Source organism: Allomesorhizobium camelthorni (genome assembly GCF_011045125.1).
GTDB lineage: Bacteria > Pseudomonadota > Alphaproteobacteria > Rhizobiales > Rhizobiaceae > Allomesorhizobium > Allomesorhizobium camelthorni.
The window spans coordinates 1-21,559 of the sequence record NZ_JAAKZF010000052.1 but is presented as its reverse complement, the minus strand read 5'-3'; the positions used below and the strand labels follow the sequence as shown (position 1 = coordinate 21,559).

Below are 21,559 nucleotides of genomic sequence, written 5' to 3'. Positions count from 1 at the left end.
GCTTCCACGGGAACGGCTCCGATCGCTGTCCTTCGACTTGGCCACGCCCCAGCTTGCGCTAAGCGCCTGAAGCCCGGCGCGGCGAACTCCCAGCCCGGATGCGCCGCGCTTGGCCTCATCGAGTTCGGAGCGCGCGGCAAGGATGATCTTGTCGAAATCCTCGCGGAAAAAGCGCGTGTCATTCCACTCGGCCTGGTAGGCAATCGAATGGACCTGGTCCTGCGCGGAGGCCTTGGCCCAATCGCGTTTTGGCCTTTGCCGACCCTTCACCAACCGGCTTGCCTCTTGCCCTCCCGGCTCTCCCATGTGACGATGAAATGACGGCGGGACGAAACCGGTCCCGCTCCGCGACGGCCGGAGAAGGCCGGCCGCCGCCTCGATGTTCAACATTTGAGGAGGAGGTCGTCCGATCATGGGAAATCGCGCAGGAGGAAGGCGTACGGGACCGAAATGCATCGCCATCGTCGGTCCCTTCGCAAGCGGCAAGACCACGCTCCTTGAGGCCATTCTGGCTCGAACCGGGGCGATACCCCGGCAAAATCCCGTCTCGTCAGGCAATACTGTTTCGGATCATTCCGCCGAGGCGCGCGCCCATGCCATGAGCGTGGAGGCCACCGTCGCCTCGATCGAATTCATGGGCGACAGCCTGACCTTCGTCGATTGCCCCGGGTCGGTCGAGTTCGCCTTCGAGGCTGAGCCGGTGCTGGCCGCCTGCGACATCGCGGTGGTGGTGGCCGAGGCCGACGAGAAAAAAATCCCTGCCCTGCAGCTCATCATGCGCAAGCTCGACGATCTCGGCATTCCGCGCATCCTGTTCCTCAACAAGGTCGACAAGGCGGTGGCCGGCGTTCGCGACACGCTGAAGATGCTGCAGCCGACAAGCTCGACGCCCCTTCTGTTGCGCCAGATTCCGCTGCGCAAGGACGGCATCGTCATCGGCTCGATCGACCTGGCGCTGGAGCGCGCCTACATCTACCGCGAACACGCCGAGAGCGAGATCGCTGAAATTCCAGGCGACGAGAAGGCGCGCGAGGTCGAGGCGCGCTTCGCAATGCTCGAGACCCTGGCCGACCATGACGACATACTGATGGAGCAGTTGCTCGACGAGATCCCACCGCCGCGCGACGCCGTATTCGACGATCTCGCCGCCGATCTGCGCGAAGGCATCGTGACGCCGGTGCTGATCGGCACCGCGGAAAAAGGCAATGGGGTGCTCAGGCTCCTGAAGGCCATCCGCCACGACGCGCCCGATGTCGAGGCGACCGGAAAACGTCTCGGCGCGCCCGAGGGCAATGGCGCGCTGGTGCAGGTCATGAAGACCATCCACACGGCCCATGGCGGCAAGCTGTCGATCTCGCGCATATTGTCGGGAAGCGTCGCCGATGGCTCGGAGCTGTTCCTGCCGGGCGGGGCTACTGCAAAGGTGTCGGGCGTCTACCGCATGCTCGGCAAGGACCAGTCCAAGCTGACAGTCGCGAACACCGGCGACACGGTAGCGCTGGGCAAGCTGGAGGATGTCCGCACGGGACAGACGCTGAGTTCGGCCAAGGGCGGCGTGGAACAGCTCGTCAGGCTCGAGCCGCCGCAGCCGGTCTATTCCTTCGCGCTCCGTCCCAAGGAACGGAAGGACGAGGTCAAGATGTCGGCCGCCATCCACCGGCTGGCAGACGAGGACCCGTCGCTCGGCCTGCGACATCAGCAGGATACCAGCGAGACGGTGATTTCAGGCCACGGCGAGATGCATCTGCGCGTGACCGTGGAGCGCCTGGAGGGCAAGAACCAGATTCCGATCGAGGGCCGCGCGCCGGCGGTGCCCTATCGCGAGACAATCCGCAAATCGACGCAGCAGCGAGGCCGTCACAAGAAGCAGTCGGGCGGCCACGGCCAGTTCGGCGATGTCGTGCTGGAGATCAAGCCGCTGCCGCGCGGCTCCGGCTTCCAGTTCACCGACACAATCACCGGCGGCGTGGTGCCCAAGACCTACATCCAGTCAGTGGAGACCGGCATCCGCGATTATCTGAAATCCGGACCGCTTGGATTCCCGGTCGTCGACGTCGCCGTCAACCTGTCCGACGGCTCCTATCACGCCGTCGATTCCTCCGACATGGCCTTCCAGATGGCGGCCAAGATCGCCATGCGGGAAGGCATGGCCGCGTGCTCGCCGGTTCTGCTTGAGCCGATCATGAAAGTGGAGATCTTCACGCCATCCGACGCGACGGCCAAGATCACCGGCATCATACCGCAGCGCCGCGGCCAGATCCTCGGCTACGACGCCCGCCCCGGCTGGCCGGGATGGGATGTGGTCGAAGCGATGATGCCGCAATCGGAGATCGGCGATCTGATCATCGAGCTGAGATCGGCGACCTCCGGCGTTGCGAGCTACCGCGCCGAATTCGATCACATGGCCGAGTTGACCGGCAGGCTTGCCGACGAAGCGATGAACGCCAACGGCAAGGCAGCGTAAAGGCGTCAAAGCCTGCCCGAGCGTCTCGCTGCTTCCTCTCCGCCCGTAGCGGAGAGGGCCGTTTCCGAAAGGAAGCTATCTCGACAAAGAAAAACGGCGTCCGAAGCTCGGACGCCGTTTTTCGCGGACCGTACCGCCGTTGGGGAACGGGCGGGAGGATGGCGGCACGTCAGGTCCGCCGCATCGTTCGCCGCCCCGAGGGACAGCGCTTGAGTTTGATGCCCGGAGGCATCTGAATGGGCCGGACGCGACGGCTGCCTAAGCCTCGGAGGTTTCGAGTGATGCCCCCATCTCCCGAAACGGACCGAACGCCGCGTCCTGTTTTGATTGGTAGCAAATCAAGGCCGCTCTCGGCAGGTTACCGGATGTTACATATAACCGTTACGCGCGGGCGGATACGGCGACTGTAACTGTTGCAAGGCCGGAACTGTACGGGATTCTGACGAACGCCGCCGGTCCACCGCTTCACGATTGGGCAGGCATCGTCGCCGCCTGCGCGATTCGAGTGCAGCTGTCGCAGCACGCGAGTTCGGCTAAAAACATGCGGCGCTCGGTTGCAAGCCCTCCGCTCCGCGGCAGGCCGAAGGCGCCCGCGGATCTAAAAAAGGAAGCCGGCCGGCGGCATTTCGGCATGCCGGACACATCGTCGGGCGGCTTCAGGCAACAAAAAAGCCGGATCTGAGAAGACCCGGCTGAGTTTGTTGGAAGTGCCGATTAAGGCTAAACCTCCAGAGGGGAACACTCCCAGGCGCTAATGGGAGGAGGAACGCGCCCGGAAGATGACCAATATATGGGCTGGTCTTGCCCGAGAAACAAGCACCCAGTTTGCAATGCTCCCATGCAAAATGACGCACCCTGTGGTATAAGCTTTACTTCTACCAGATAGAACCAAGAGACGGCGAAGCCGGATGCTTCAACCGGGTCAGCGGGGTGCGATCTATCCGTTTCCCCGGCCGAACTGAGAGGAATGACGGTGCGCAAGCCCTCCGCCATCGCCGGCAGCGCAGCCTTCCTGATCCTGGTGCCGGGCGTGGTGGCCGGGCTGATCCCATGGTTCCTGACCGACGGCTATGGCCGGCCCCTGTCTTCGCCGGCGATGGTCACGGCCGGATCGATTCTGATCCTGGCCGGTCTTGTGGTTCTCCTTCATTCCTTCGCACGCTTTGCCTTGGAGGGCGCCGGTACGCCTGCCCCCATCGCGCCCACTGAAAGGCTGGTCGTCGGCGGCGCCTATCGATACGTGCGCAACCCGATGTATGTGGCGGTCCTGTCGATCATCTTCGGTCAGGCGCTGCTGTTCGCGGACTGGTCGCTCGTCGTCTATGCCGGCGTCGTCGCAGTCACGGTGTTCACGTTCGTCAAGCTTTACGAAGAGCCGACGCTTGCTCGCCGCTATGGCAACGAATATGAGGCCTACCGCCGCGCTGTTCCCGGCTGGCTGCCCCGTCTCACACCCTGGAAGAGCACCTGACTCCTAGAAAGACCAGTTGCGCGCCTTGGCGAACATGAAGTCGCGGAAAGCCTTGAGCTTGGCCTGGTTCTTCATCGCGTCCGGATAGACAAAGAAGGTGTCGAAGGACGGCGCCTCGACCTCGGGCAGGATCGGCACGAGGCCCGATTCCTTGTTGGCCATGTAGTCCGGCAGCATGGCGATGCCGACGCCGCGCCTGACCGCCCTGCGTATCGACATCAGGTCGTTGATCTGGAGAGCCGCGGCGCGCTTTGTTCCGTCCGGCCTCCCTACCGTCTCCAGCGTGTTGAGGCCGGCGAGATAGGCCGGCACCGGCTCGCCGAAAGTCACGATACGATGCTGGTCGAGATCGGCGACCGACATCGGCTTGCCGTAGCGGTCGAGATAGGCTTGCGTGGCGAACACGTGCAGATGCACGGTGAACAGCCGCCTCTGGATCAGGTCCGGCTGCTGCGGCTGGCGCAGCCGCACCGCGCAGTCGGCCTGCCGCATCGTCAGGTCAAGTTCCTCATTGGTCAGCACAAGCTGGAGATTGATCTCCGGGTAAAGGTCGAGGAACTCCTTGGCTCGCTCGGTCAGCCAGCCGGTGCCGAGCCCGACCGTCGTCGTCACGCGCAGCGTGCCGGTCGGCTTCTCCAGCGTCTCGGTCAATCGCGTCTTGACGTTCTCGAGCTTCATCAGGACGTCGTGCGTCGTCCGGAACAGCATCTCGCCCTGTTCCGTCAGCACCAACCCGCGCGCATGCCGGTTGAACAGCGGCACGCCGACATCGTGTTCCAGCGCGCTGACCTGCCGCGAAATCGCCGATTGCGAAAGCCGGAGCGTTTCGGCGGCGTGCGTGAACGAGCCCGCCTGCGCCGCTGCGTGAAACACACGTAGCTTGTCCCAGTCCAGAGACATATCTCCCCCTCGTCCGCCTTCACTTCGAGAAGTGGCCATCTCTCGAAATGGATCCGCGCAGTTATTCGTTCCCAGCCGGCTTTGCCGGTCTAAGTGTGTTGAAAATCAGGTTAGGCCGAGATGCCATCGCAGAGGGCGCGTAGCGACCAAAATGGTGGGTTTCGAGAACCGGAGCGGAGCGTACGTTTGGGTACGTGAGCACCGGAAGCACAGAAAACCGCCGTTTGCAGGCCGGCATCACCTGAATATCAACACACTTATTCTGCCGCTTCGCGAACCTCTTCAAGGTTCGCGAGATATTTTTCCGCCTCCAGCGCCGCCATGCAGCCTAGGCCGGCCGCCGTCACCGCCTGGCGATAGATATCGTCGGTCACGTCGCCGGCCGCAAACACGCCGGGCACGTCCGTCTGGGTCGAATCGGGCGCGGTCCACAGATAGCCGTTCGGCTTCTGCTTCACCTTGCCCGCGAACAGTTCCACCGCCGGCGCATGGCCGATCGCCACGAACACGCCGTCGACCTTGAGATGCGTCTCCGCCCCGGTCACCAGATTCTTCAGCTTCAGCCCGTCGGCCGAAGGCGGCATCGGCGCTTTGCCGGGACGGCCGGTGATCTCCTCCACCACAGTGTCCCAGATGATTTTGATGTTGTCCTTCTTGAACAGCCGCTCGCGCAGTATCCGCTCGGCGCGGAAATCGTTGCGGCGGTGGATCACCGTCACGCTCTTTGCGATGTGGGAAAGATAGAGCGCCTCCTCGACCGCCGAATTGCCGCCGCCGATCACAGCGACATCCTTGCCGCGGTAGAAGAAGCCGTCGCAGGTGGCGCAGGCCGAGACGCCGAAGCCCATATAGATCTGCTCGCTCGGAATCCCGAGCCATTTGGCCTGCGCGCCGGTGGCGATGATTAGCGCATCGCTGGTATAGACCGTGCCCGAATCGCCCTTGGCCCGGAACGGCCGGACGTTCAGGTCGACCTCGGTGATCACATCGTTGACGATCTCGGTACCGACATGTTCGGCCTGCTTCAGCATCTGCTCCATCAGCCACGGACCCTGGATCGGATCGGCGTAGCCCGGATAGTTTTCCACGTCGGTGGTGATGGTGAGTTGCCCGCCCTGCTGCAGCCCTGCGACCAGGACCGGCTTCAGCATCGCGCGCGCCGCGTAGATCGCCGCCGTATAGCCGGCCGGACCGGAACCGATAATCAGGACAGGCGAATGCTTCGATGTCATGGACGTGCTTTCGGCAAGAGGGCCCGCAACGTGCAGGGCTGAGTGATCTGAAAATCGGCCCTTAATCTAGGTGTTGCCCGTCACGTCAGCAAGGCGGCGCTGCAATCGTCCCCGGAAAGCTTGTTGCGAGCCGGGATAGAGGCCGGGATGCGCTTGCATAATTCCGCAAAACCGGGCCTGACGGACAACCACCAATGGTTTAATGACACGATTTGGCTGGATCTCCTTCAAATTCGCCAGGTCCTCAACGCGGAAGAAAAAATGCCGATCAAGGCCGAACTCGATGCGATCGACTGGAAGATCCTGCGGGAATTGCAGGATGAAGGTCGCATCACCAATGTCGAGCTCTCCCGGCGCATCGGCATCTCCGCCCCGCCCTGCCTGAGGCGCGTCAAGCGCCTGGAGGATGCCGGCATCATCCGCGGCTACCGCGCTCTGCTCAATGCCCCTTCGCTCGGCATGGACGTGGTGGCGTTCTGCCTGGTCGGGCTGCACCATCAGGCCGAAAGCGAGTTGAAGGCTTTCGCCGAGCGCACCCGCGGCTGGCCGATCGTGCGCCAGGCCTGGATGGTTTCAGGCGAATCCGACTTCCTGCTCCATTGTGTTGCGAGCGACCTCGGCGCCTTCCAGAGCTTCGTCATCGAGGAACTGACCTCCTCGCCCAATGTCGACACCGTGCGCACCGCGCTGACCATCCGCCAGGTCAAGGATGAGGGCATGGTGGCGATTTAGTCATGAAGGCTTACGTCATCAATCTCGACCGCGATCCCGAACGCATGGCGCATATCGAGCGGCAGGGAAAGCAATTCGGGATCGATTGGCATCGCGTCCCGGCGACCGACAAGTTCGATGCGGATATTGCCGCGCGAGCCGCAAGGGCGAAGCCGGGCCTCCTCGGATTCACCATGTCCGCCGGCGCCATCGCGGTTTTCGAAAGCCATCGCAAAGCCTGGAAACTGATCGTGGATTCGGGCGACAGCCACGGCGCCGTCTTCGAAGACGATGTCGTTTGTTCGAAGGAGCTTCCCGACTTTTTATCGACAGCGCAGTGGATTCCTCCCGATTGCGACGTCATGAAGCTCGAAACCTTCCTTGAGCGGGCTACCATCCGCACGAAGCCGGCACGCCTTTTCTCAGGACGCAGGATCGTCCGGCTCTACGGCAGGCATCTGGGTGCATGCGCCTATATCGTTTCACGCGGGGCGGCGGAGCGTCTCCTGGCGCAATCTGAAAATTTCACGGACCCGGTCGACGAGTTTCTGTTCAACGCCCAGTCCCTGCATTTTCCCCGCCTGACCCTCTATCAGGTTGACCCGGCGCCTTGCATCCAAGGCGGCCTCCTCGGCCTCGAGGGAAAGGCTGACTATCTGAAAAGCAGCAATGACCAAAATCTCAAGCTCAGGAAAAAGCCGTACCGCAACCTTGTCCACTATCTGACGCGAAAGGTGGTCCGGCTTTGGGGCAAGCTCCTGGAATTGTTGGGATATAGGGAAAGAAGACGGATAGAATTCAGGCCAGACTGAGCAAGGGGTAGCCCGGATTCAAAAACCTACAGCGTCCTTTGTGCGTCCTGAAGGACGCACGGCCTCAATCACCTTATCTAAACTCGACCACGGCCCACTGCTTGCCCGTCAGCAAGGTCGAAATCTTTCGGTGCAGGAAGCCATAGAACTGCGCAAACGGGCGCTTCACCTCCCGCCACAGTTTTTCAGGGCGGCTCAGCCGGTCCTGTGACCTTTCGTGGTGCAGATCGCTGCCGAGACCAAGGATTGCCGCCGGCTCCTTCAAAAAGAAATCCTGCATGCAGATCGCCGGAGAGAGTTGAAATGTGACAAGCGAGGAGGCGAAGGGCAATTCTGGATTGAACAGGAAGTGATCAACCGGATCGCGGAAGGTTTCGCTCATCTTGAGCAGCTTTTCCGCCCCCTTGCGGGTCACCACATAGCCGCCCGCGCCAATATGCTTGCCGGCCAGCCGATAGAGCTTGCGCGTGCCGGGCGCTGCAATGGGCGTTTTATCCATGCGAGTTGGCTGCCGCATGGTTTCGGCCTTCACGATATCGGCCTCTTCGGGCACCCAGTCGCCATTTGCGAACAGCGCGGCCGCATCATCCCCCAGATGCAGATCGTCCTCGAAGATAGCGGCATAAGGCAGGGCTTCATCGATGATGCGCTGCCAACATCCCCGGTGGCTGAGAAAGCAGGCCGTCGCTCCAGGCCGCGCCTCGCCGAAAGAGGCGCCGCCGCACCAGCGCTCGATTGTCTCCTTGGACAATTGCCTGCCGTCAACCGCGCTGACGCGGGTGAATTGCAGGCCCATGCCATCAAACATCTCCGCCATTCGACGCAGCCGTCCATCCTGGCGGTCCAGGTTGATGACAAACAGCTTCATTTGCGTCGCAGGAGGCAATCGAAGCTCCTTCGGCGCGCCAGTCAGATTGGCTTCCAGTTGGGATCGACCTTGGAAGCCTCGGCGCGCCATTCGTCACCGTAATCGACGTTTTGCCAATCCTTGAACCAAGGGCCGCCATTGGTGAAATGGACGGCGCTCGGCGTTCCTGTCTCCGGCTTCTCGCTCCATCCCTCCAGCCAGTTCCACCGCTCCGGAATCCCTCCGATCTCCTCGTCGGCGGCCCATTGCATCCGATGCAGGTAGGCGCCGGTCTGGCTGTTGATCACCTCTGGCGTCAGGGTCTTCGTGGACGGGTGTTCGCAGTTGAACAGCATGAAGGACGACCAGTTCTTGCGCGGATAATTGGTCTGCACCTTGCCGTCCATCTTGACGGTCGCTTTCGGCGTGTAATCGTGCTTGACGCACAGCACCGCCTTGGACGGATCCAGATATTCGGTCAGCTTCGCGATATCGTCGAGGAACAGGAAGTCGCAATCGCAAAACAGCGCCCAGCCCTTGTAGCCGGCGAGCCACGGCGTGAAAAAGCGCGAATAGGTGAATTCGGTCGAAGCCAGTGGATCCACCTCGCGTGTATAGGCGCCCTTCTCCACCAATTCGGCAAGCTTAATCGGGTGAACCCCGACCGGGATGCTCGCCTGATCCAGCAATGTCTTTTTTGCAACGTCATAGGCAATCGGCTCGCGGGAATCCCAGCCGATGTAAATGTCGAACTTGTTTTCCAATGTGCTAGTCCTTCCCGTGTTTGCGCTTCTTCGCGTATTTGGGCTTCTGGTCGTCCCCCGCCGGCCATATATGAATATTGCGTTCCGCGACTTTTCGCTCAAGCCACGATCGTTCGTCGGCCCAGGCATGGCGCTGCCAGCCCTGCCAGCTAAAGCCGGCAATTTCAACATCCCATTCATCCGCCGGGCATTGCTGCAGCGCGTAACGGATACCGAAATACCCCGTACTCGGGAATGTGCGAATTTTCAGCAGCAAGGACGGCTCAAGTCCCAGTTCGCGGCATCCATCCTCGTAGTCGGAGACGGGCATGACCGCCACCATCTTGCCGGCATTGCCGAACATGTTGAGGCAGGCCCAGGTCCACTCGGCCCGCCTGCCCTTTATGCGCGCCAGAAGGCTGAGCTTCGGGGCGTATTTCTCGACCGCGATCGGATGGGAAGCGAGAATGACCAGTTCGGCCGCCTGCACGATCGGCGACGTGGGATAGCTGGGATTGTCCAGCCGGCGTTTCATCGGCTTGCCCGTGTTGCAGACGAAAAGCCATGTGGTCTTCGTCCCGCTCATTCCGATCGAGGCCTTTGGCTCGTTGAATCGCAAGACGGCATCGCTGGCATCGACCCGTTCCGACATGTCCTCGAGCAAAACGCCATTGCCGACGACGAATAATCTTTTTTTAGAGCCTTTTCCGCTCATGCCATCGGGCTCCTCAGGCCGTCCGCCACTCGCCGGGCGGTTGCGCTGTTTAAAACATTGTGCAGTTCGACCGCAAACCGATTCTCGCTGGGTCAACAGTTGGCTATGGATTGGAAGGCCGAGCGATCAGCGCGCCGGGGCGTCAGCGCCTGCCGAAAACCGCGACGCGCAATGCCAGCCGGTACCAGGCCCGTTTGACCTCGCGCGACAGCACCTCACTGAGCGGTTTCGACTTCTTCTGCACCACGGTGCCGCCGAGCAGATGCCCTATCTGCCGGATCGAGACCGGCCGGACGGCCAGAATGCGGATTTTCGCCAACCAGCGCATCTGGATCGTCGTATCGACCGGCCGGTCGAAGGTCTCGGTCGCTGTCAAAAGCTCCGCCGCAGCCTGCCGGCCGACGAGCTGCATCTGCATGCCGAGCCCGACATGCGCCGGCTCGACCAGCGTGATGCCGCCGGCTTTGGCCACTTCCGCACCACTGTCCGTGTGGCTGCGGTAGGGAAAGCGGATGTAGTCGCCGGGGCGGATCGTCTCCATCGCCAGCGCCAGCGCCGGTGCGAACAGTTTTTCGTCAGGTTTGACATCATCCTCGACGATCAGCCCGGCGCCGAGCCCGCGATCGAGGATCGCCTGCCAGACCTTGCGGTGCGACAGGAAACAGCCGATCTCGGCCTTGCGCAGCGCGAACGGATAGCGCGGGCGATGCAGATGCCGGCGATATACCGCTTTGATTTCGCCGTCTCCGAGTGCCAGCCCGTCGACCGCATCGACGATATTGACCGGCAGCGGCAGCATGGCCGCCAACCGTTCGACTTGAGGTTTGCGCGCCTCGGCGCGCGCAAGGTGGATGATAAAGGCCTCGGCGCGTATCGGCTTTGGGTTCGGTACGCTCATCCCTGCGCCCATACCTGGTCGTAGACGGCGCGAACCCCGGCGGCCTCGCGCTGCAGCGGAAAGCGCTCCGTCACATGGGCAAGCGCGTTTGCGCCATGCGCCTCGGCTAGCGCCGGATCGCCGAGATAGGGCCGGATCGCCTCGGTAAGCGCATCGCCGTCGCCCGCCGCAACCACCGCGCCGGTGACGCCGGGCACGATCATCTCCGCATAGGCGCCGGCGTCGCTCGCCACCACCGCCGTCTGCGAGGCCATCGCCTCCAGCGGCGTCAGCCCGAACCCTTCATTGCGCGACGGTGCGACATAGAGCGAAACCCGCCTGTACCATGGCTTGATGTCCGGGACTTCGCCGAGAAAGACGATGCGGTCGGAAAACCCGGCTTTCTCCACGCGGCGTTCGAGTTCGTCGCCGAACGCTTTCTGCTCAGCGGTGACGCGGCCCGCAACCACCGCGGTCCAGTCGTGATAGTGCGGCAAAAGCTCGATCATTGCGTCGACGAACAGGTCGGTTCCCTTCTGCCGCCGCACGCGCCCGAAGCAGCCGACCGCATGTTTCCCGGGCAGGCCCGAAGCGGAGAATGCGTCGTCGCCGCTCCTCGGCGGGTGGAATTCCTCGAGGTCAACGCCGTGCATGATCACTATATGCGGTACATCCAGAAAGCCGCCCGAACGGGCGCTGGTCGCGATCACCGCGTCCATCCGCCGGATCAGCCATTTGGTGAACGGCCTGTGTTGGCGCTGCGCTGCCGAGGTGAAGACAAGTTTTAGCGGGGCGCGGAAAAGCGTCTTCAGGATCAGGCCTGCGACCATCTCGGTGTTGCGCCGGGCGTGCCATATCCGCTTGCGCCCGGAGGCCGGCCGTTTCAGGAGCGCAAAAACCTGCCACCACCGCATCCTGGGCAGGCTGTCGGGCAGACCGGGACCCAACGTGGCGATCCCGAGCGTCTCAGCCTGCAGGGGTACGAGCTGGATGATTGTGCTGGTGACGCCGGAAAGCCGCCGCTTCAGATTGGGAGCGACGACCTCCACACGGTCCATATCCGGCGCCGGAGCCCGCCGTCCGGTCTGGCTGGCGGCCTCGATGCGCGTGTCCACGTCAGATGAACTGCACCTGGACGACTTCGTAGCCGCGCGGCCCGCCGGGCGCGTTGACCTCGATAGTCTCGCCGACCTCCTTGCCGATCAGCGCGCGTGCGATCGGCGAGGAGATCGAGATGCGGCCGGACTTCACGTCGGCTTCCTGGTCGCCGACGATCTGGTAGGTCTTTTCCTCTTCGGTGTCCTCGTCGACCAGCTTCACCGTCGCGCCAAACTTGATCTTGTCGCCGGACAGTTTCGAAATGTCGATGACTTCCGCGCGCGCCACCAGATCCTCGAGTTCGTGCACCCGGCCTTCATTGAGGCTCTGCGCTTCCTTCGCGGCGTGGTATTCGGCGTTTTCGGACAAATCGCCATGCGAGCGCGCTTCCGAGATCGCCTCGATGATGCGTGGACGCTCGGCCTGCTGACGCCACCGCAGCTCTTCCTTCAGAGCTTCGAATCCGCTGGCGGTCATCGGCACCTTATTCATTGCAATCGGCCTTTCCATTCCCTGATCCCGCGCCATCCGACACTCGGAGGGAAGGCGGCGGGTAAAAAAAGAAAACGGTCCAGCAGCCTTGGCGACGGAACCGTTCTCAGCTCAATTTATCTCAATATAGCAAGCTCGCGCGCATTTTCACGCGAAAAAATTCGGCTTGGCCCAACTCATCCGACAATTCCGCCGATGACGAAAGACCCCGTGGTGCGCTCGCCATCCCATCCACATTCACCCACCTGTGATCGCGGTTGTCGCATTTTCTTGGGGACATCGCCGTGGCGCTTTCTTGTCTCGGACGCCTCGATGCCTATGTCGAAACCATGACCCGGATCAGACAGAACCTTTTGCGCGCGCTGCTTCCGGCAGTGCTGTCCGTCTCCATCGCGTTGCCGACCATGGCCGAAAGCCGAACACTGAAGACCGAAGAGGTCGAAGTCCGCGCCGACATCGTCGCCGACGGACTCGAACATCCCTGGGGACTCGATTTCCTGCCCGGCGGCGATGTCATCGTCACCGAGCGTCCCGGCCGCATCCGCATCCTATCGAACGGCGAGCTTTCCGATCCGGTCGACGGCGTGCCCGACGTCGTGGCGCGCGGCCAGGGTGGACTGCTCGACATTGCCGTCTCGCCCGATTTCGCCACGTCCGGCCTCATCTTCTTCAGCTTCTCCGAGCCCGGCAGAGGCGGCGCCGGCACTGCGGTGGCGCGGGCGAAGCTCGTCCGCGACGGCGCAGCCGCCCGCCTCGAGGACATGGAGACGATCTTCTCGATGTCGAAGAAGTCCCGCACCAGCCATCATTTCGGTTCGCGCATCATATTCCGGCCGGACGGCACCCTGTTCATCACCCTCGGCGACCGCGGCGGGAGCAAGCGAGCGCAGGACATGAACGACCATGCCGGCTCGATACTGCGCATCAATCCGGACGGCTCGATCCCGGCCGACAATCCGTCGCCCGATGGCGCAAAACACCTTCCCGAAATATGGTCGAAGGGCCACCGCAACGTGCAGGGCGCGACCTTCGACCCGGTGACCGAAGGGCTCGTCACCGTCGAGCACGGCTCCAAGGGCGGCGACGAGGTCAACCAGCCCGAGGCCGGCAAGAACTATGGTTGGCCGGTCATTTCCTACGGTGTCCACTATTCCGGCGAAAAGATCGGCGTCGGCACCGAGGCGGAAGGCTACGAGCAGCCGCTGTTCTACTGGGATCCCTCGATCGCCCCGTCAGGCCTCATCAGCTATCAGGGAAAGATGTTCCCGGAATGGAACGGCGACCTGATCGCAGGCGCACTGAAGTTCCAGTTGGTCTCGCGTTTGAAGCGCGACGCGTCCGGCAAGATAACCGGCGAGGAGCGCATGTTCGAAGGCGAGTTCGGCCGTATCCGAGACGTCAACCTCGCCCCCGACGGCTCGATCTGGCTGCTCACCGATGAGAGCGACGGCGTCATCGTGCGCCTGTCGCGCGCTGGGTGAGGGAAGCGATCTGCCGCCCTTCGCCCTGTCAGCGACCATCCATTTAGTTCACGCCGAGTTGCCCCTCACCTGCCTCCTGAGCGAAGTCGAATGGGCGGCATCCTCTCCCCGTAAGAACGGGGAGAGGAGAGACTGCCGCAACGCTGACGCCCCCCTCTCCCGTCCTGAGCTTGTCGAAGGATAACGGGGAGGTAAGGGTGAGGGGCAATTTTTGTGCGGCCGCGAGTGGCAGTCTCAGCCTTTCGCCTTCACATACGCATCGATCTGCGCCGACAATTCGGCATATTCCTCGCAGCCGGTGCCACAGCGCTTCTCGATCTCGGAAAGCTGCTCGCGCGCGGCGGCGACATCGCCGAGTTGCAGATGCGCTTCGCCGAGATATTCGCGCACTTGGGTATAGTCAGGGTCGGCCGTCAACGCCTCCTGGTAATAGCCGAGACCGACGAGGATGCGGCCCTGCTTGCGGTGCGCATAGCCGAGATAGTTGAGGATGCGCGGGTCGGCCTTGTTTTCGGCGAGGCTGAGTACGGTGATTGCCTCGTCATAACGCCCGGCAAGCGCGAGTTGGCGGCCGGTCGCATAAAGGCTGTCGTCGTCGATGACGCCCTGCCCCTGCTGCGGCACGCATTTCTTGGTCTTCTTGTCGTAGACTTGGCCCCTCTTGCACTGCGGAACTTCTTGGCCGCCGCCACCTCCGGCCGAAAATGCCGGCGCAACGATGAGCGGCGCGGCGACCAGAAGCGAGGCTAGGCTGATGACAAACCGGCTCTGCATGGGAAACCTCCTCAATGGATGCATCGGGACATTAACGGTTTCGGCGCGGCTGTTCTTCCAGACTTCGTTCTGCCCGCCTTTGCCGCCGTGTTGCAATCATCTTGCCACCATGGCTGCCGAAAGCAACGCCGCAGAAGTGGCAGGGTCGTGCTGTCCCTAAGCAGCCATCTCGCTGGCCCTTGCCGTCGCGATCCCTGCTGGTAGATGTCCCGCTCGATTTCTCTCCAGCCGGAAACCCGAATTGACCCGCATCCAGGCCAATCTCCTTCTGCTGCTCGCCGGCGCCATGTGGGGCATGGGCTTCGTCGCCCAATCCACTGCGATGGCCGCGATCGGGCCGTTCCTGTTCATCGGCCTGCGCTTCACCATGGCGGCCTTGGCGATCCTGCCGTTCGCGATCCGTGAATCGCGCCGCGCCGAACGCTCGCTGACCCCCGCCAACTGGGCAGCCTTCCTGTGGATCGGCCTGCTTCTGTTCGGCGCCGTCGGCTTCCAGCAGGTCGGCCTCCTGTCCACCACGGTCACCAATTCCGGCTTCCTCACCGGTCTTTACGTGGTGATGGTGCCCTTCTTCGCCGTGCTCCTGTTCCGCAGCTGGCCGCATCCGGTGGTCTGGCCGGCCGCACTCACCGCGCTCGCCGGCATCTGGTTCCTGTCCGGCGGGGCGATCGAGGCGCTGACCACCGGCGACTGGTTGACCGTTCTCGCCGCCGGCTTCTGCGCCCTGCAGCTCATCTATATCGGCCGCAGCGCCAGTCCGACCGGCCGCCCGGTGACGCTCGCCGTCGCCCAGTTCGCCGTCTGCGCCGTCATCGGCATGGCCGTCGCCCTGGCTGTCGAGCCGTTCGACTGGAGCGCGATCTTCCGCGCCGCCCCTGAAATCATTTATGCTGGCGTCTTTTCCGGCGGCATCGCCTTCACCCTGCAGGTCGTCGGCCAGCGCTACACGACCGCACCGCAGGCGGCGATCTTCCTGTCCTCGGAAGCGGTCTTCGCCGCGATTTTCGGCGCCTGGTTCCTCGGCGAGCGGCTTCCCGCCGCCGGCATCCTGGGCTGCGGCCTGATCTTCGCGGCGATCGTCGCAGTCGAGGTCCTGCCGCCGCTCCTGGCGCGCAGGCGGTCGGCTACGCTCTAGCATGATCCCGAAAAGTTGCAGACTTTTCGGACAAGATCATGCGACCAATCAATAACTTAGAGCCCCATTCCGATTCTATCGGAATGGATCAGGCTCTGAAGATCAAGGCCGCGCCGCCGGCGATCAGCGCAAATCCCAGCGCATGGTTCCAGGTGATGCCTTCCTTGAGATAGAACACCGAGAACACCACGAAGACGGCAAGCGTGATGACTTCCTGGATCGTCTTCAGCTCGGCCGCCGAATAGACCGAATGGCCGATACGGTTGGCAGGCACCGCCAGCCAGTATTCCAGGAAGGCGATCCCCCAGGAAAACAGCACCGCCGCGTAGAGCGGCGCGGCCTTGAACCTCAGGTGCCCGTACCATGCGAATGTCATGAAGACATTGGATGCGAGCAGGAGCAGCACCGGCACGATCTTGGGCGACAGGAGCAGCGTCATGGGAGAATCACGTCCGGAGGGAGGGCAGCGCGCCATTTCGGGCGATGGCCCGGTCCTGTCAATCACCCAGCAAGCCCCACCCAACATCCCGCGTGACGTAGCCGCCAAATCGGCTATCATCACGCCGCCAGGGTGTGTTGGAGGAAACCCGTGCAGCAGCGGCTCGACAGGGAATGGGATCTGACCATCGCTCCCGACACGGTCCGCCTTTTCATCGAAAAGGCCAAGGCGATCAGCGCTGCGGTCAATGAGGACTACGCCGACGGCTGCGAACACGAGGTCGAGCTCGACGGCAACTCCCGCGACAATCATCACCATGACGGCCTTGCTGAGGAAAAAACCGACGACCTGACGGCCGAGGAATTGCGCCAGCTCATCGACGATTTGAATGTCGACGAAGCCGCCGAACTGATCGCGCTGATGTGGATCGGCCGCGGCGATTACAGCGCCGACGAATGGAACGAGGCGGTCAACGAAGCGCGCCAGCGCGGCAACCGCCGCACCTCGAAATATCTGCTCGGCATGCCGCTGCTCGGCGACTGGCTCGAGGAAGGGCTGGAAGCGCTCGGCGCGTGACGCCGCTGTCGCCAAACGTGATGTAGGCAGTGGTTGCCTGGCGCAACCAACGACCGCAAATGGTCGTTGTGGACGCGATGACCTCCCCGCCTTTTGTCAGCACCCGGCAGCTCGCATTGCTGGTCGCCGTCACGGTCGTATTCGGCGGCCCGGTCCACGCTCAGACCCCCGACCTGCCCGAAAAGGCCCCGGTCCCGCAAATTCACCCGCCGCCAGCCGGCAATATCCCGCCCGAACGCCTAGGCGAGCCGCCTGTGCCCGAGCCGAAGCCGGAAGCCGCGCCGGATGCTCTGCCGGAAGACGGCAAGCCCGGGCAACCGCCCGCGCCTACCGAAGGCACGGACGCCGATCCCGAGGAAAAGCAGGCTCTGCCGGCCACCGATGCCCCCTTGCCGGAGCAAAAACCCAGCGAAACCGCCGCGAAGACTCAGGAGCTCCCCGAAATTCCCGCCGATCCACGCTCGGCGATGCCGCGCTTTGACATCATCCCGCCGGACGAAACCACCTGCCGCGCGCGGCTGCGTGCGCTCGGGGCGGTGTTCGAGGAGCGCCCGGCGCAAAGCGATCCGGCCGGCTGCGCCCTGCCCTACCCGCTCGCCGTAAAGAGGTTGAGCGCCGAGATCGCGCTTGAGCCGGAGGCTCTGATGAACTGCGCCATGGCCGAAACCGCCGCGCGTTTCGCCGCAGACATTATCTCCCCCGCCGCCAAGGCCGAATACGGCGAGGAGCTAAAATCGGTCGGCCAAGCCTCGGCCTATGTCTGCCGCCCGCGCAATGGCGGTTCGAAATTATCCGAACACGCCTTCGGCAACGCGCTAGACATTGCGCGTTTCACTTTGTCGAAAGGCACTGCCGTCGACGTGAAACCCGCGCCCGATCCGAAGGCGGCAAAGTTCCTCGGCGCGATCCGCAAGGCCGCCTGCGGGCCGTTCAAGACCGTGCTCGGGCCGGGCAGCGACGCCGACCACGCGCTGCACTTCCACTTCGACCTCGCCCCGCGCCGAAACGGCGGGACGTTTTGCCAGTAACCGCCCTAATCCCGCCGCAGGCGTAAACATCGCCGCTGACCTTTCCTTTACGCTTCTCCGCTAGGCTCGAAGACCTCGGGACAGGGAACCGGTCGATGGGCCAATCTTTGCCGCGCGCCCGCGCCCTATGGTGCGGCGGCGCCCTCATTTTGCTCGCCGCGCTTTCGGCCTGCACCACCGACGATGTCATGTCGCTCCGTCCCGATGTCGATGTCGGCGCGCAGACCGCGGCAGTTCCCGCGCGCGGCCTGCAGAGCCTGGTCCCGTCCAATCCGATGATGACCGCTTATCCGCGCTTCAACGAACCGGCGCCGCCGACTATCACCATGTCGGCCGACGAGACCGCCTGCCGCCGCGACCTGAAGAAGCTCGGCGTGCAGTTCAGGAGCCTAGCGCCGATCGACGATGGCGGCGCCTGCCGCATCGATTTCCCGGTCGAGGTCTCGGCCATCGGCAGCGCCGAGATGAAGCCGGCGGCGACGCTCTCCTGCGCCATGGCCGCCACCTTCGCGCGCTGGACGAGGAAGGAACTCGTCCCGTCAGCGCGCTGGCGCTATCTGTCGGGGGTAAAAACCATCCATCAGGGATCAAGCTATTCCTGCCGCAACATCCGGGGCTCGCGTGGAAAACCGTCCCAGCATTCGGTCGGCAATGCGCTCGACATCATGCGCATCGAGCTGAACAACGGCAAGGACATCGACGTGCGCAAGCCCGGCTGGTTCGCCTTCCGCCAGCGCGGCTTTCTGAACAATGTCCGCGCCGACGGCTGCGACTATTTCACGACAGTGCTCGGCCCAGGCTACGATTACGACCACCGCAACCATTTCCACTTCGACATCATGCCGCGCAAGAACGGCTACGTCGCCTGCAAGTGAGTCAGCCCGCTTGACCGCCCCTCGATGGGGAAGGCGCCGCGCCCGGAGTTGATCCGGGGGGCGGAGGTATGAGCCTCCGGATATCCAAGACCACCACCCCCCCGGTCGCATGCTCCCGCGACTTAAACGATCATTTATCCTTCAGCCTGTACGATGTTTCCCTTGGAAGGCGGTGCATTCTGGCCGTTCTACGGGGGAAGCAACGTGAACTACGCGAGATCAATTTGCCTCTCGGCAACGGTGCTACTCTTGTCGGCAAGCCATGCGTTTGCATTCAACTTTGGCTTCGTAAGGGTCCCGGATTGGATGGACCTTTATATTGGCTGGCTCTTTGTCGTCACCTGCGTAGGCTGGATCGGATTGGGAGTGACAAAGCCACGGGGCGTGCCGTTCAATCAGCTTCCGAACACGAAGATTTCTCCCCTCGCGAATTTCTTTCGCTTCGGCATGCTCATTGCTTTCATAATCTTGATGCTGATGGTGTTCGTTGGCATGGGGCTCCGACGGTACGCGGAATTCTAGCGAACCGTCAGCCAGAGCGGCGTCCCTTGCCGCCAAGCGCCTTCGGCGTAAGCTGACGCCGATATATCGGGGCGGAGCCGAATGCGTCGACGCAGGATGCAAACGCGAGTGGCGGGCTGGGTGCTGGCGCTCAGTCTCGCTTACGGCGCGTTCGCGTATCTGATCGCGCCGGCATTCTGGTCGTGGCTGGACCGCGGCAACATCGCGCTCCCTGACGCGATGGTGACCACGACGCCGCAGGGCATTCCCGGCGACCCGATCAATGTCGGCCTCGTCGGCTCCAAAACAGAACTGCTGCGTGCACTTGACGCGGCGGGCTGGAGCGCCGCTGACGCCATCACCTGGCGCTCCAGCCTGGAGATCGGCGAAAGCGTGCTCTTCGACCGGCCCTATTCCGACGCTCCGGTGAGTACGCTGGTGTTCGAGGGACGCAAGCAGGATCTGGCTTTCGAAAAGCCGGTGGGCGAGAGCGCCGACCGCCGCCATCATGTGCGGTTCTGGCTGATGCCCGACCCCGCTCCCGATGGGCGGCCGCTCTGGCTCGGCTCGGCGAGTTTCGACCGCGGCGTCGGCTTCAGCCACGACACCGGCCAGATCACCCACCATATCTGGCCCGACCTCGACGCCGAGCGCGATTTCCTGATCGGCGGCCTGGAAGCAGCCGGCGTGCTTGCCTCAACCTACAGCGAAACGGGCGTCGGGCCGACCAAAACCGGGCGCAATGGCGGTGGCGACCCCTATTTCACCGACGGCATGGCGACCATCGGCATCCTCCGGCCATAGAGCGTCGTCCCCTAGTCGGATGCGGTTCTGCCCCCGACCCATCCGGTTCTCGATCTCGCCGAGTTTTTTGGCGGCAGCGAGGCGTGAGCGCTCACTGTTTCTTCTTTGCAACAGGCCCAGCCAATTCCGCGCAGCGGCGCCTCACAGCGTAAGCTTTACGCTTTGTCTTTGGGTCGATTTCGTTGAAATACTGGTCCCGTAAGGGTGGCAGATGAGTCGCCGTTCGCTTTTTTAAAGTGAGGGGATAGAACCGACTCGGAGAGGGTAATTATTAAGTCGGTGGGACATCACCAATGTCGGCAGCCGTCTGTCTGCTCGCGTCACTGCTGAGCTGTCCGTACCCAGACACGGGGGCACGGCTTCAACCCTCGACCGAACACACACAATCGATCAAGCGCGAACGATTGGGTAAACCACCCACACCTATCGTCGCCAGGTTCGGTCCAGACGAACGATTTGGTCCCGCCGACCCACAGATTCCAATCCCATTTATCTTCTCGAAGGTGGATGAAATCCAAAAGCTGGAATATCAAGAACCCCGCGACGAGAAGCGCGAGGAAATAAAAGTATCAGTCGACAAGCCAAGACCGAAGCCAAAGACCAGAACAAAAATCATCTTGGAGACGACGCAAACCAAGACGGTCAAGACAGCCTATACCGAACCGAGCCCGCTCGAGGAACAGTGGCGAGTGTCCTCATTGTTCGGTATCGGCAACGCCGCCAACCCCACTCTATCCCAATCTGTCCCCCGTGTGTCCGGTATCGAGATGGCAAAACCCGGATATCAAGAAGTCATACGTGCGGCCAAGATACACCAAGTGCCGGTGGATCTGGCCCTGCGAGTGGCCAAGCAGGAGTCACGCGGTAACTGTGGTGCTAAATCATCGGCCGGCGCCCTAGGCGTGATGCAGGTCATGCCGGGTACGGGTGCCAAACACGGTTACTCGACCAAGCAGCTAACTAACTGTCGTGCCGGGGCGGAGGCTGGCGTCAAAGAACTCAAGCACCTGCTCAGATTGTCAGGTGGGGATGTGAAACAGACCCTGACCGGTTACAACTGCGGCGAAAAATGTATGTTCGGTCGGCGTAAGAAACTGCCGCTGGAGACGGTGAACTATATTCAGGTTGTGACGCGAAACTAGCCAGAGGATCGGCCCCCATTCTCGTCGCCCGTTATGACGCGGCTCGGCGAGCTTCGACCGCGGCGTCGGCTTCAGCCACGACACCGGCCAGATCACCCACCATATCGGGCCCGACCTCGACGCCGAGCGCGATTTCCTGATCGGCGGCCTGGAAGCAGCCGGCGTGCTTGCCTCAACCTACAGCGAAACGGGCGTCGGGCCGACCAAAACCGGGCGCAATGGCGGTGGCGACCCCTATTTCACCGACGGCATGGCGACCATCGGCATCCTCCGGCCTTAGCGCATTTTCGGCTTTGACAGAACCGCCCTCATCCGCCTGCCGGCAGCTCTCTTCCCGTGAAAGACGGGGAGAAGGGACAAGCGGCAACGCTGGCGACCCCCCTCTCCCCGTCCTGAGCTAGTCGAAGGATTACGGGGAGAGGGTAAGGGTGAGGGGCCGCTT

22 protein-coding genes and 1 pseudogene are annotated in these 21,559 nt (G+C 62.7%); 13 read left to right on the top strand and 10 right to left on the bottom strand.

Going from position 1 to position 21,559, the window contains the following annotated elements; translation table 11 throughout:
* The first annotated feature begins 412 nt into the window (after window positions 1–412).
* Together G6N73_RS25430 and G6N73_RS25425 are read left to right on the top strand one after the other, a co-directional pair.
* Entirely contained in the window at window positions 413–2,464 is a 2,052-nt protein-coding gene (locus tag G6N73_RS25430) for an elongation factor G (protein WP_165032746.1), read from the top strand.
* Window positions 2,465–3,437: 973 nt separating this feature from the next.
* Entirely contained in the window at window positions 3,438–3,935 is a 498-nt protein-coding gene (locus G6N73_RS25425) for a methyltransferase (RefSeq protein WP_165032744.1), read from the top strand.
* 3 nt (window positions 3,936–3,938) lie between these two features.
* Here the strand turns inward: G6N73_RS25425 and G6N73_RS25420 are convergent, their stop codons facing one another.
* Window positions 3,939–4,835 (bottom strand): LysR family transcriptional regulator, encoded by an 897-nt coding sequence (locus tag G6N73_RS25420; protein WP_165032742.1) that lies wholly within the window; start codon window positions 4,833–4,835, stop codon window positions 3,939–3,941.
* A 257-nt stretch (window positions 4,836–5,092) separates the two neighbouring features.
* Window positions 5,093–6,067: a thioredoxin-disulfide reductase gene (trxB, locus tag G6N73_RS25415; RefSeq protein WP_165032740.1), complete on the bottom strand. Its 975-nt coding sequence runs from the start codon at window positions 6,065–6,067 to the stop codon at window positions 5,093–5,095.
* A 261-nt stretch (window positions 6,068–6,328) separates the two neighbouring features.
* Here trxB and G6N73_RS25410 point away from each other — a divergent pair, with 261 nt between their 5' ends.
* Together G6N73_RS25410 and G6N73_RS25405 are read left to right on the top strand one after the other, a co-directional pair.
* Complete coding sequence (locus tag G6N73_RS25410; protein WP_008835671.1) at window positions 6,329–6,799, top strand: Lrp/AsnC family transcriptional regulator; 471 nt, start codon at window positions 6,329–6,331, stop codon at window positions 6,797–6,799.
* Window positions 6,800–6,801: 2 nt separating this feature from the next.
* A complete protein-coding gene (locus G6N73_RS25405) occupies window positions 6,802–7,590 on the top strand; it encodes a glycosyltransferase family 25 protein (protein WP_165032738.1) in 789 nt (262 codons plus the stop codon).
* Between the two features lie 73 nt (window positions 7,591–7,663).
* Here the strand turns inward: G6N73_RS25405 and G6N73_RS25400 are convergent, their stop codons facing one another.
* From G6N73_RS25400 to greA, 6 genes are all read right to left on the bottom strand, one after another.
* Window positions 7,664–8,476: a glycosyltransferase family 25 protein gene (locus tag G6N73_RS25400; protein ID WP_246252564.1), complete on the bottom strand. Its 813-nt coding sequence runs from the start codon at window positions 8,474–8,476 to the stop codon at window positions 7,664–7,666.
* 23 nt (window positions 8,477–8,499) lie between these two features.
* Window positions 8,500–9,201, bottom strand: coding sequence for a glycosyltransferase (locus tag G6N73_RS25395; RefSeq protein ID WP_165032734.1), 702 nt, complete (start codon window positions 9,199–9,201; stop codon window positions 8,500–8,502).
* A 4-nt stretch (window positions 9,202–9,205) separates the two neighbouring features.
* Entirely contained in the window at window positions 9,206–9,895 is a 690-nt protein-coding gene (locus tag G6N73_RS25390; protein ID WP_165032732.1) for a glycosyltransferase family 29 protein, read from the bottom strand.
* Between the two features lie 142 nt (window positions 9,896–10,037).
* Window positions 10,038–10,793, bottom strand: a complete 756-nt coding sequence (locus tag G6N73_RS25385; protein ID WP_206079071.1) for a glycosyltransferase family 25 protein — start codon at window positions 10,791–10,793, stop codon at window positions 10,038–10,040.
* Window positions 10,790–11,830 carry a glycosyltransferase family 4 protein gene (locus tag G6N73_RS25380; RefSeq protein WP_165032772.1) on the bottom strand — a complete coding sequence of 347 codons (1,041 nt, stop codon included), beginning with the start codon at window positions 11,828–11,830 and terminating at the stop codon, window positions 10,790–10,792. Before G6N73_RS25380 ends, G6N73_RS25385 begins: the two co-directional genes overlap by 4 nt.
* 58 nt (window positions 11,831–11,888) lie before the next feature.
* Window positions 11,889–12,362, bottom strand: a complete 474-nt coding sequence (greA, locus tag G6N73_RS25375; protein WP_165032730.1) for a transcription elongation factor GreA — start codon at window positions 12,360–12,362, stop codon at window positions 11,889–11,891.
* Window positions 12,363–12,691: 329 nt separating this feature from the next.
* Between greA and G6N73_RS25370 the strand changes: the two genes are divergently transcribed.
* Window positions 12,692–13,843: a PQQ-dependent sugar dehydrogenase gene (locus G6N73_RS25370; protein WP_165032770.1), complete on the top strand. Its 1,152-nt coding sequence runs from the start codon at window positions 12,692–12,694 to the stop codon at window positions 13,841–13,843.
* Between the two features lie 234 nt (window positions 13,844–14,077).
* Here the strand turns inward: G6N73_RS25370 and G6N73_RS25365 are convergent, their stop codons facing one another.
* Window positions 14,078–14,617 (bottom strand): tetratricopeptide repeat protein, encoded by a 540-nt coding sequence (locus G6N73_RS25365; RefSeq protein ID WP_165032728.1) that lies wholly within the window; start codon window positions 14,615–14,617, stop codon window positions 14,078–14,080.
* Between the two features lie 241 nt (window positions 14,618–14,858).
* Between G6N73_RS25365 and G6N73_RS25360 the strand changes: the two genes are divergently transcribed.
* Entirely contained in the window at window positions 14,859–15,752 is an 894-nt protein-coding gene (locus G6N73_RS25360; RefSeq protein ID WP_165032726.1) for a DMT family transporter, read from the top strand.
* 88 nt (window positions 15,753–15,840) lie between these two features.
* Here G6N73_RS25360 and G6N73_RS25355 read toward each other — a convergent pair whose 3' ends face one another.
* On the bottom strand, window positions 15,841–16,191 hold the full coding sequence (locus G6N73_RS25355; RefSeq protein ID WP_165032724.1) for a DMT family protein: 351 nt from the start codon (window positions 16,189–16,191) through the stop codon (window positions 15,841–15,843).
* A 150-nt stretch (window positions 16,192–16,341) separates the two neighbouring features.
* On the opposite strand from G6N73_RS25355, the gene G6N73_RS25350 reads away from it, so the two are divergent.
* The 7 genes and pseudogenes from G6N73_RS25350 to G6N73_RS25320 form a co-directional block, all read left to right on the top strand.
* Entirely contained in the window at window positions 16,342–16,767 is a 426-nt protein-coding gene (locus G6N73_RS25350) for a DUF3775 domain-containing protein (RefSeq protein WP_165032722.1), read from the top strand.
* Between the two features lie 59 nt (window positions 16,768–16,826).
* Window positions 16,827–17,795, top strand: a complete 969-nt coding sequence (locus G6N73_RS25345) for an extensin family protein (protein WP_165032720.1) — start codon at window positions 16,827–16,829, stop codon at window positions 17,793–17,795.
* 95 nt (window positions 17,796–17,890) lie between these two features.
* The gene (locus G6N73_RS25340) at window positions 17,891–18,670 is read left to right on the top strand and encodes an extensin-like domain-containing protein (protein WP_165032718.1); all 780 of its coding nucleotides are present in this window, start codon (window positions 17,891–17,893) and stop codon (window positions 18,668–18,670) included.
* A 204-nt stretch (window positions 18,671–18,874) separates the two neighbouring features.
* Window positions 18,875–19,192: a hypothetical protein gene (locus G6N73_RS25335; RefSeq protein ID WP_165032716.1), complete on the top strand. Its 318-nt coding sequence runs from the start codon at window positions 18,875–18,877 to the stop codon at window positions 19,190–19,192.
* An 81-nt stretch (window positions 19,193–19,273) separates the two neighbouring features.
* On the top strand, window positions 19,274–19,975 hold the full coding sequence (locus G6N73_RS25330; protein ID WP_165032714.1) for an LssY C-terminal domain-containing protein: 702 nt from the start codon (window positions 19,274–19,276) through the stop codon (window positions 19,973–19,975).
* Between the two features lie 293 nt (window positions 19,976–20,268).
* A complete protein-coding gene (locus G6N73_RS25325; RefSeq protein WP_165032713.1) occupies window positions 20,269–21,117 on the top strand; it encodes a lytic transglycosylase domain-containing protein in 849 nt (282 codons plus the stop codon).
* Between the two features lie 40 nt (window positions 21,118–21,157).
* A pseudogene (locus G6N73_RS25320) lies at window positions 21,158–21,397 on the top strand (LssY C-terminal domain-containing protein); the annotation flags it as partial.
* Window positions 21,398–21,559 lie beyond the last annotated feature (162 nt).

Bases quoted from the DNA above. Each gene is read 5' to 3' on its own strand.
- G6N73_RS25380 (WP_165032772.1), bottom strand. From the start codon at position 11,830: ATGGACCGTGTGGAGGTCGTCGCTCCCAATCTGAAGCGGCGGCTTTCC.
- G6N73_RS25340 (WP_165032718.1), top strand. From the start codon at position 17,891: ATGGGCCAATCTTTGCCGCGCGCCCGCGCCCTATGGTGCGGCGGCGCC.
- G6N73_RS25355 (WP_165032724.1), bottom strand. From the start codon at position 16,191: ATGACGCTGCTCCTGTCGCCCAAGATCGTGCCGGTGCTGCTCCTGCTC.
- G6N73_RS25345 (WP_165032720.1), top strand. From the start codon at position 16,827: ATGGTCGTTGTGGACGCGATGACCTCCCCGCCTTTTGTCAGCACCCGG.
- G6N73_RS25390 (WP_165032732.1), bottom strand. From the start codon at position 9,895: ATGAGCGGAAAAGGCTCTAAAAAAAGATTATTCGTCGTCGGCAATGGC.
- G6N73_RS25330 (WP_165032714.1), top strand. From the start codon at position 19,274: ATGCGTCGACGCAGGATGCAAACGCGAGTGGCGGGCTGGGTGCTGGCG.
- G6N73_RS25385 (WP_206079071.1), bottom strand. From the start codon at position 10,793: ATGAGCGTACCGAACCCAAAGCCGATACGCGCCGAGGCCTTTATCATC.
- G6N73_RS25370 (WP_165032770.1), top strand. From the start codon at position 12,692: ATGACCCGGATCAGACAGAACCTTTTGCGCGCGCTGCTTCCGGCAGTG.
- G6N73_RS25430 (WP_165032746.1), top strand. From the start codon at position 413: ATGGGAAATCGCGCAGGAGGAAGGCGTACGGGACCGAAATGCATCGCC.
- G6N73_RS25325 (WP_165032713.1), top strand. From the start codon at position 20,269: ATGTCGGCAGCCGTCTGTCTGCTCGCGTCACTGCTGAGCTGTCCGTAC.
- trxB (WP_165032740.1), bottom strand. From the start codon at position 6,067: ATGACATCGAAGCATTCGCCTGTCCTGATTATCGGTTCCGGTCCGGCC.
- G6N73_RS25420 (WP_165032742.1), bottom strand. From the start codon at position 4,835: ATGTCTCTGGACTGGGACAAGCTACGTGTGTTTCACGCAGCGGCGCAG.
- greA (WP_165032730.1), bottom strand. From the start codon at position 12,362: ATGAATAAGGTGCCGATGACCGCCAGCGGATTCGAAGCTCTGAAGGAA.
- G6N73_RS25405 (WP_165032738.1), top strand. From the start codon at position 6,802: ATGAAGGCTTACGTCATCAATCTCGACCGCGATCCCGAACGCATGGCG.
- G6N73_RS25410 (WP_008835671.1), top strand. From the start codon at position 6,329: ATGCCGATCAAGGCCGAACTCGATGCGATCGACTGGAAGATCCTGCGG.
- G6N73_RS25365 (WP_165032728.1), bottom strand. From the start codon at position 14,617: ATGCAGAGCCGGTTTGTCATCAGCCTAGCCTCGCTTCTGGTCGCCGCG.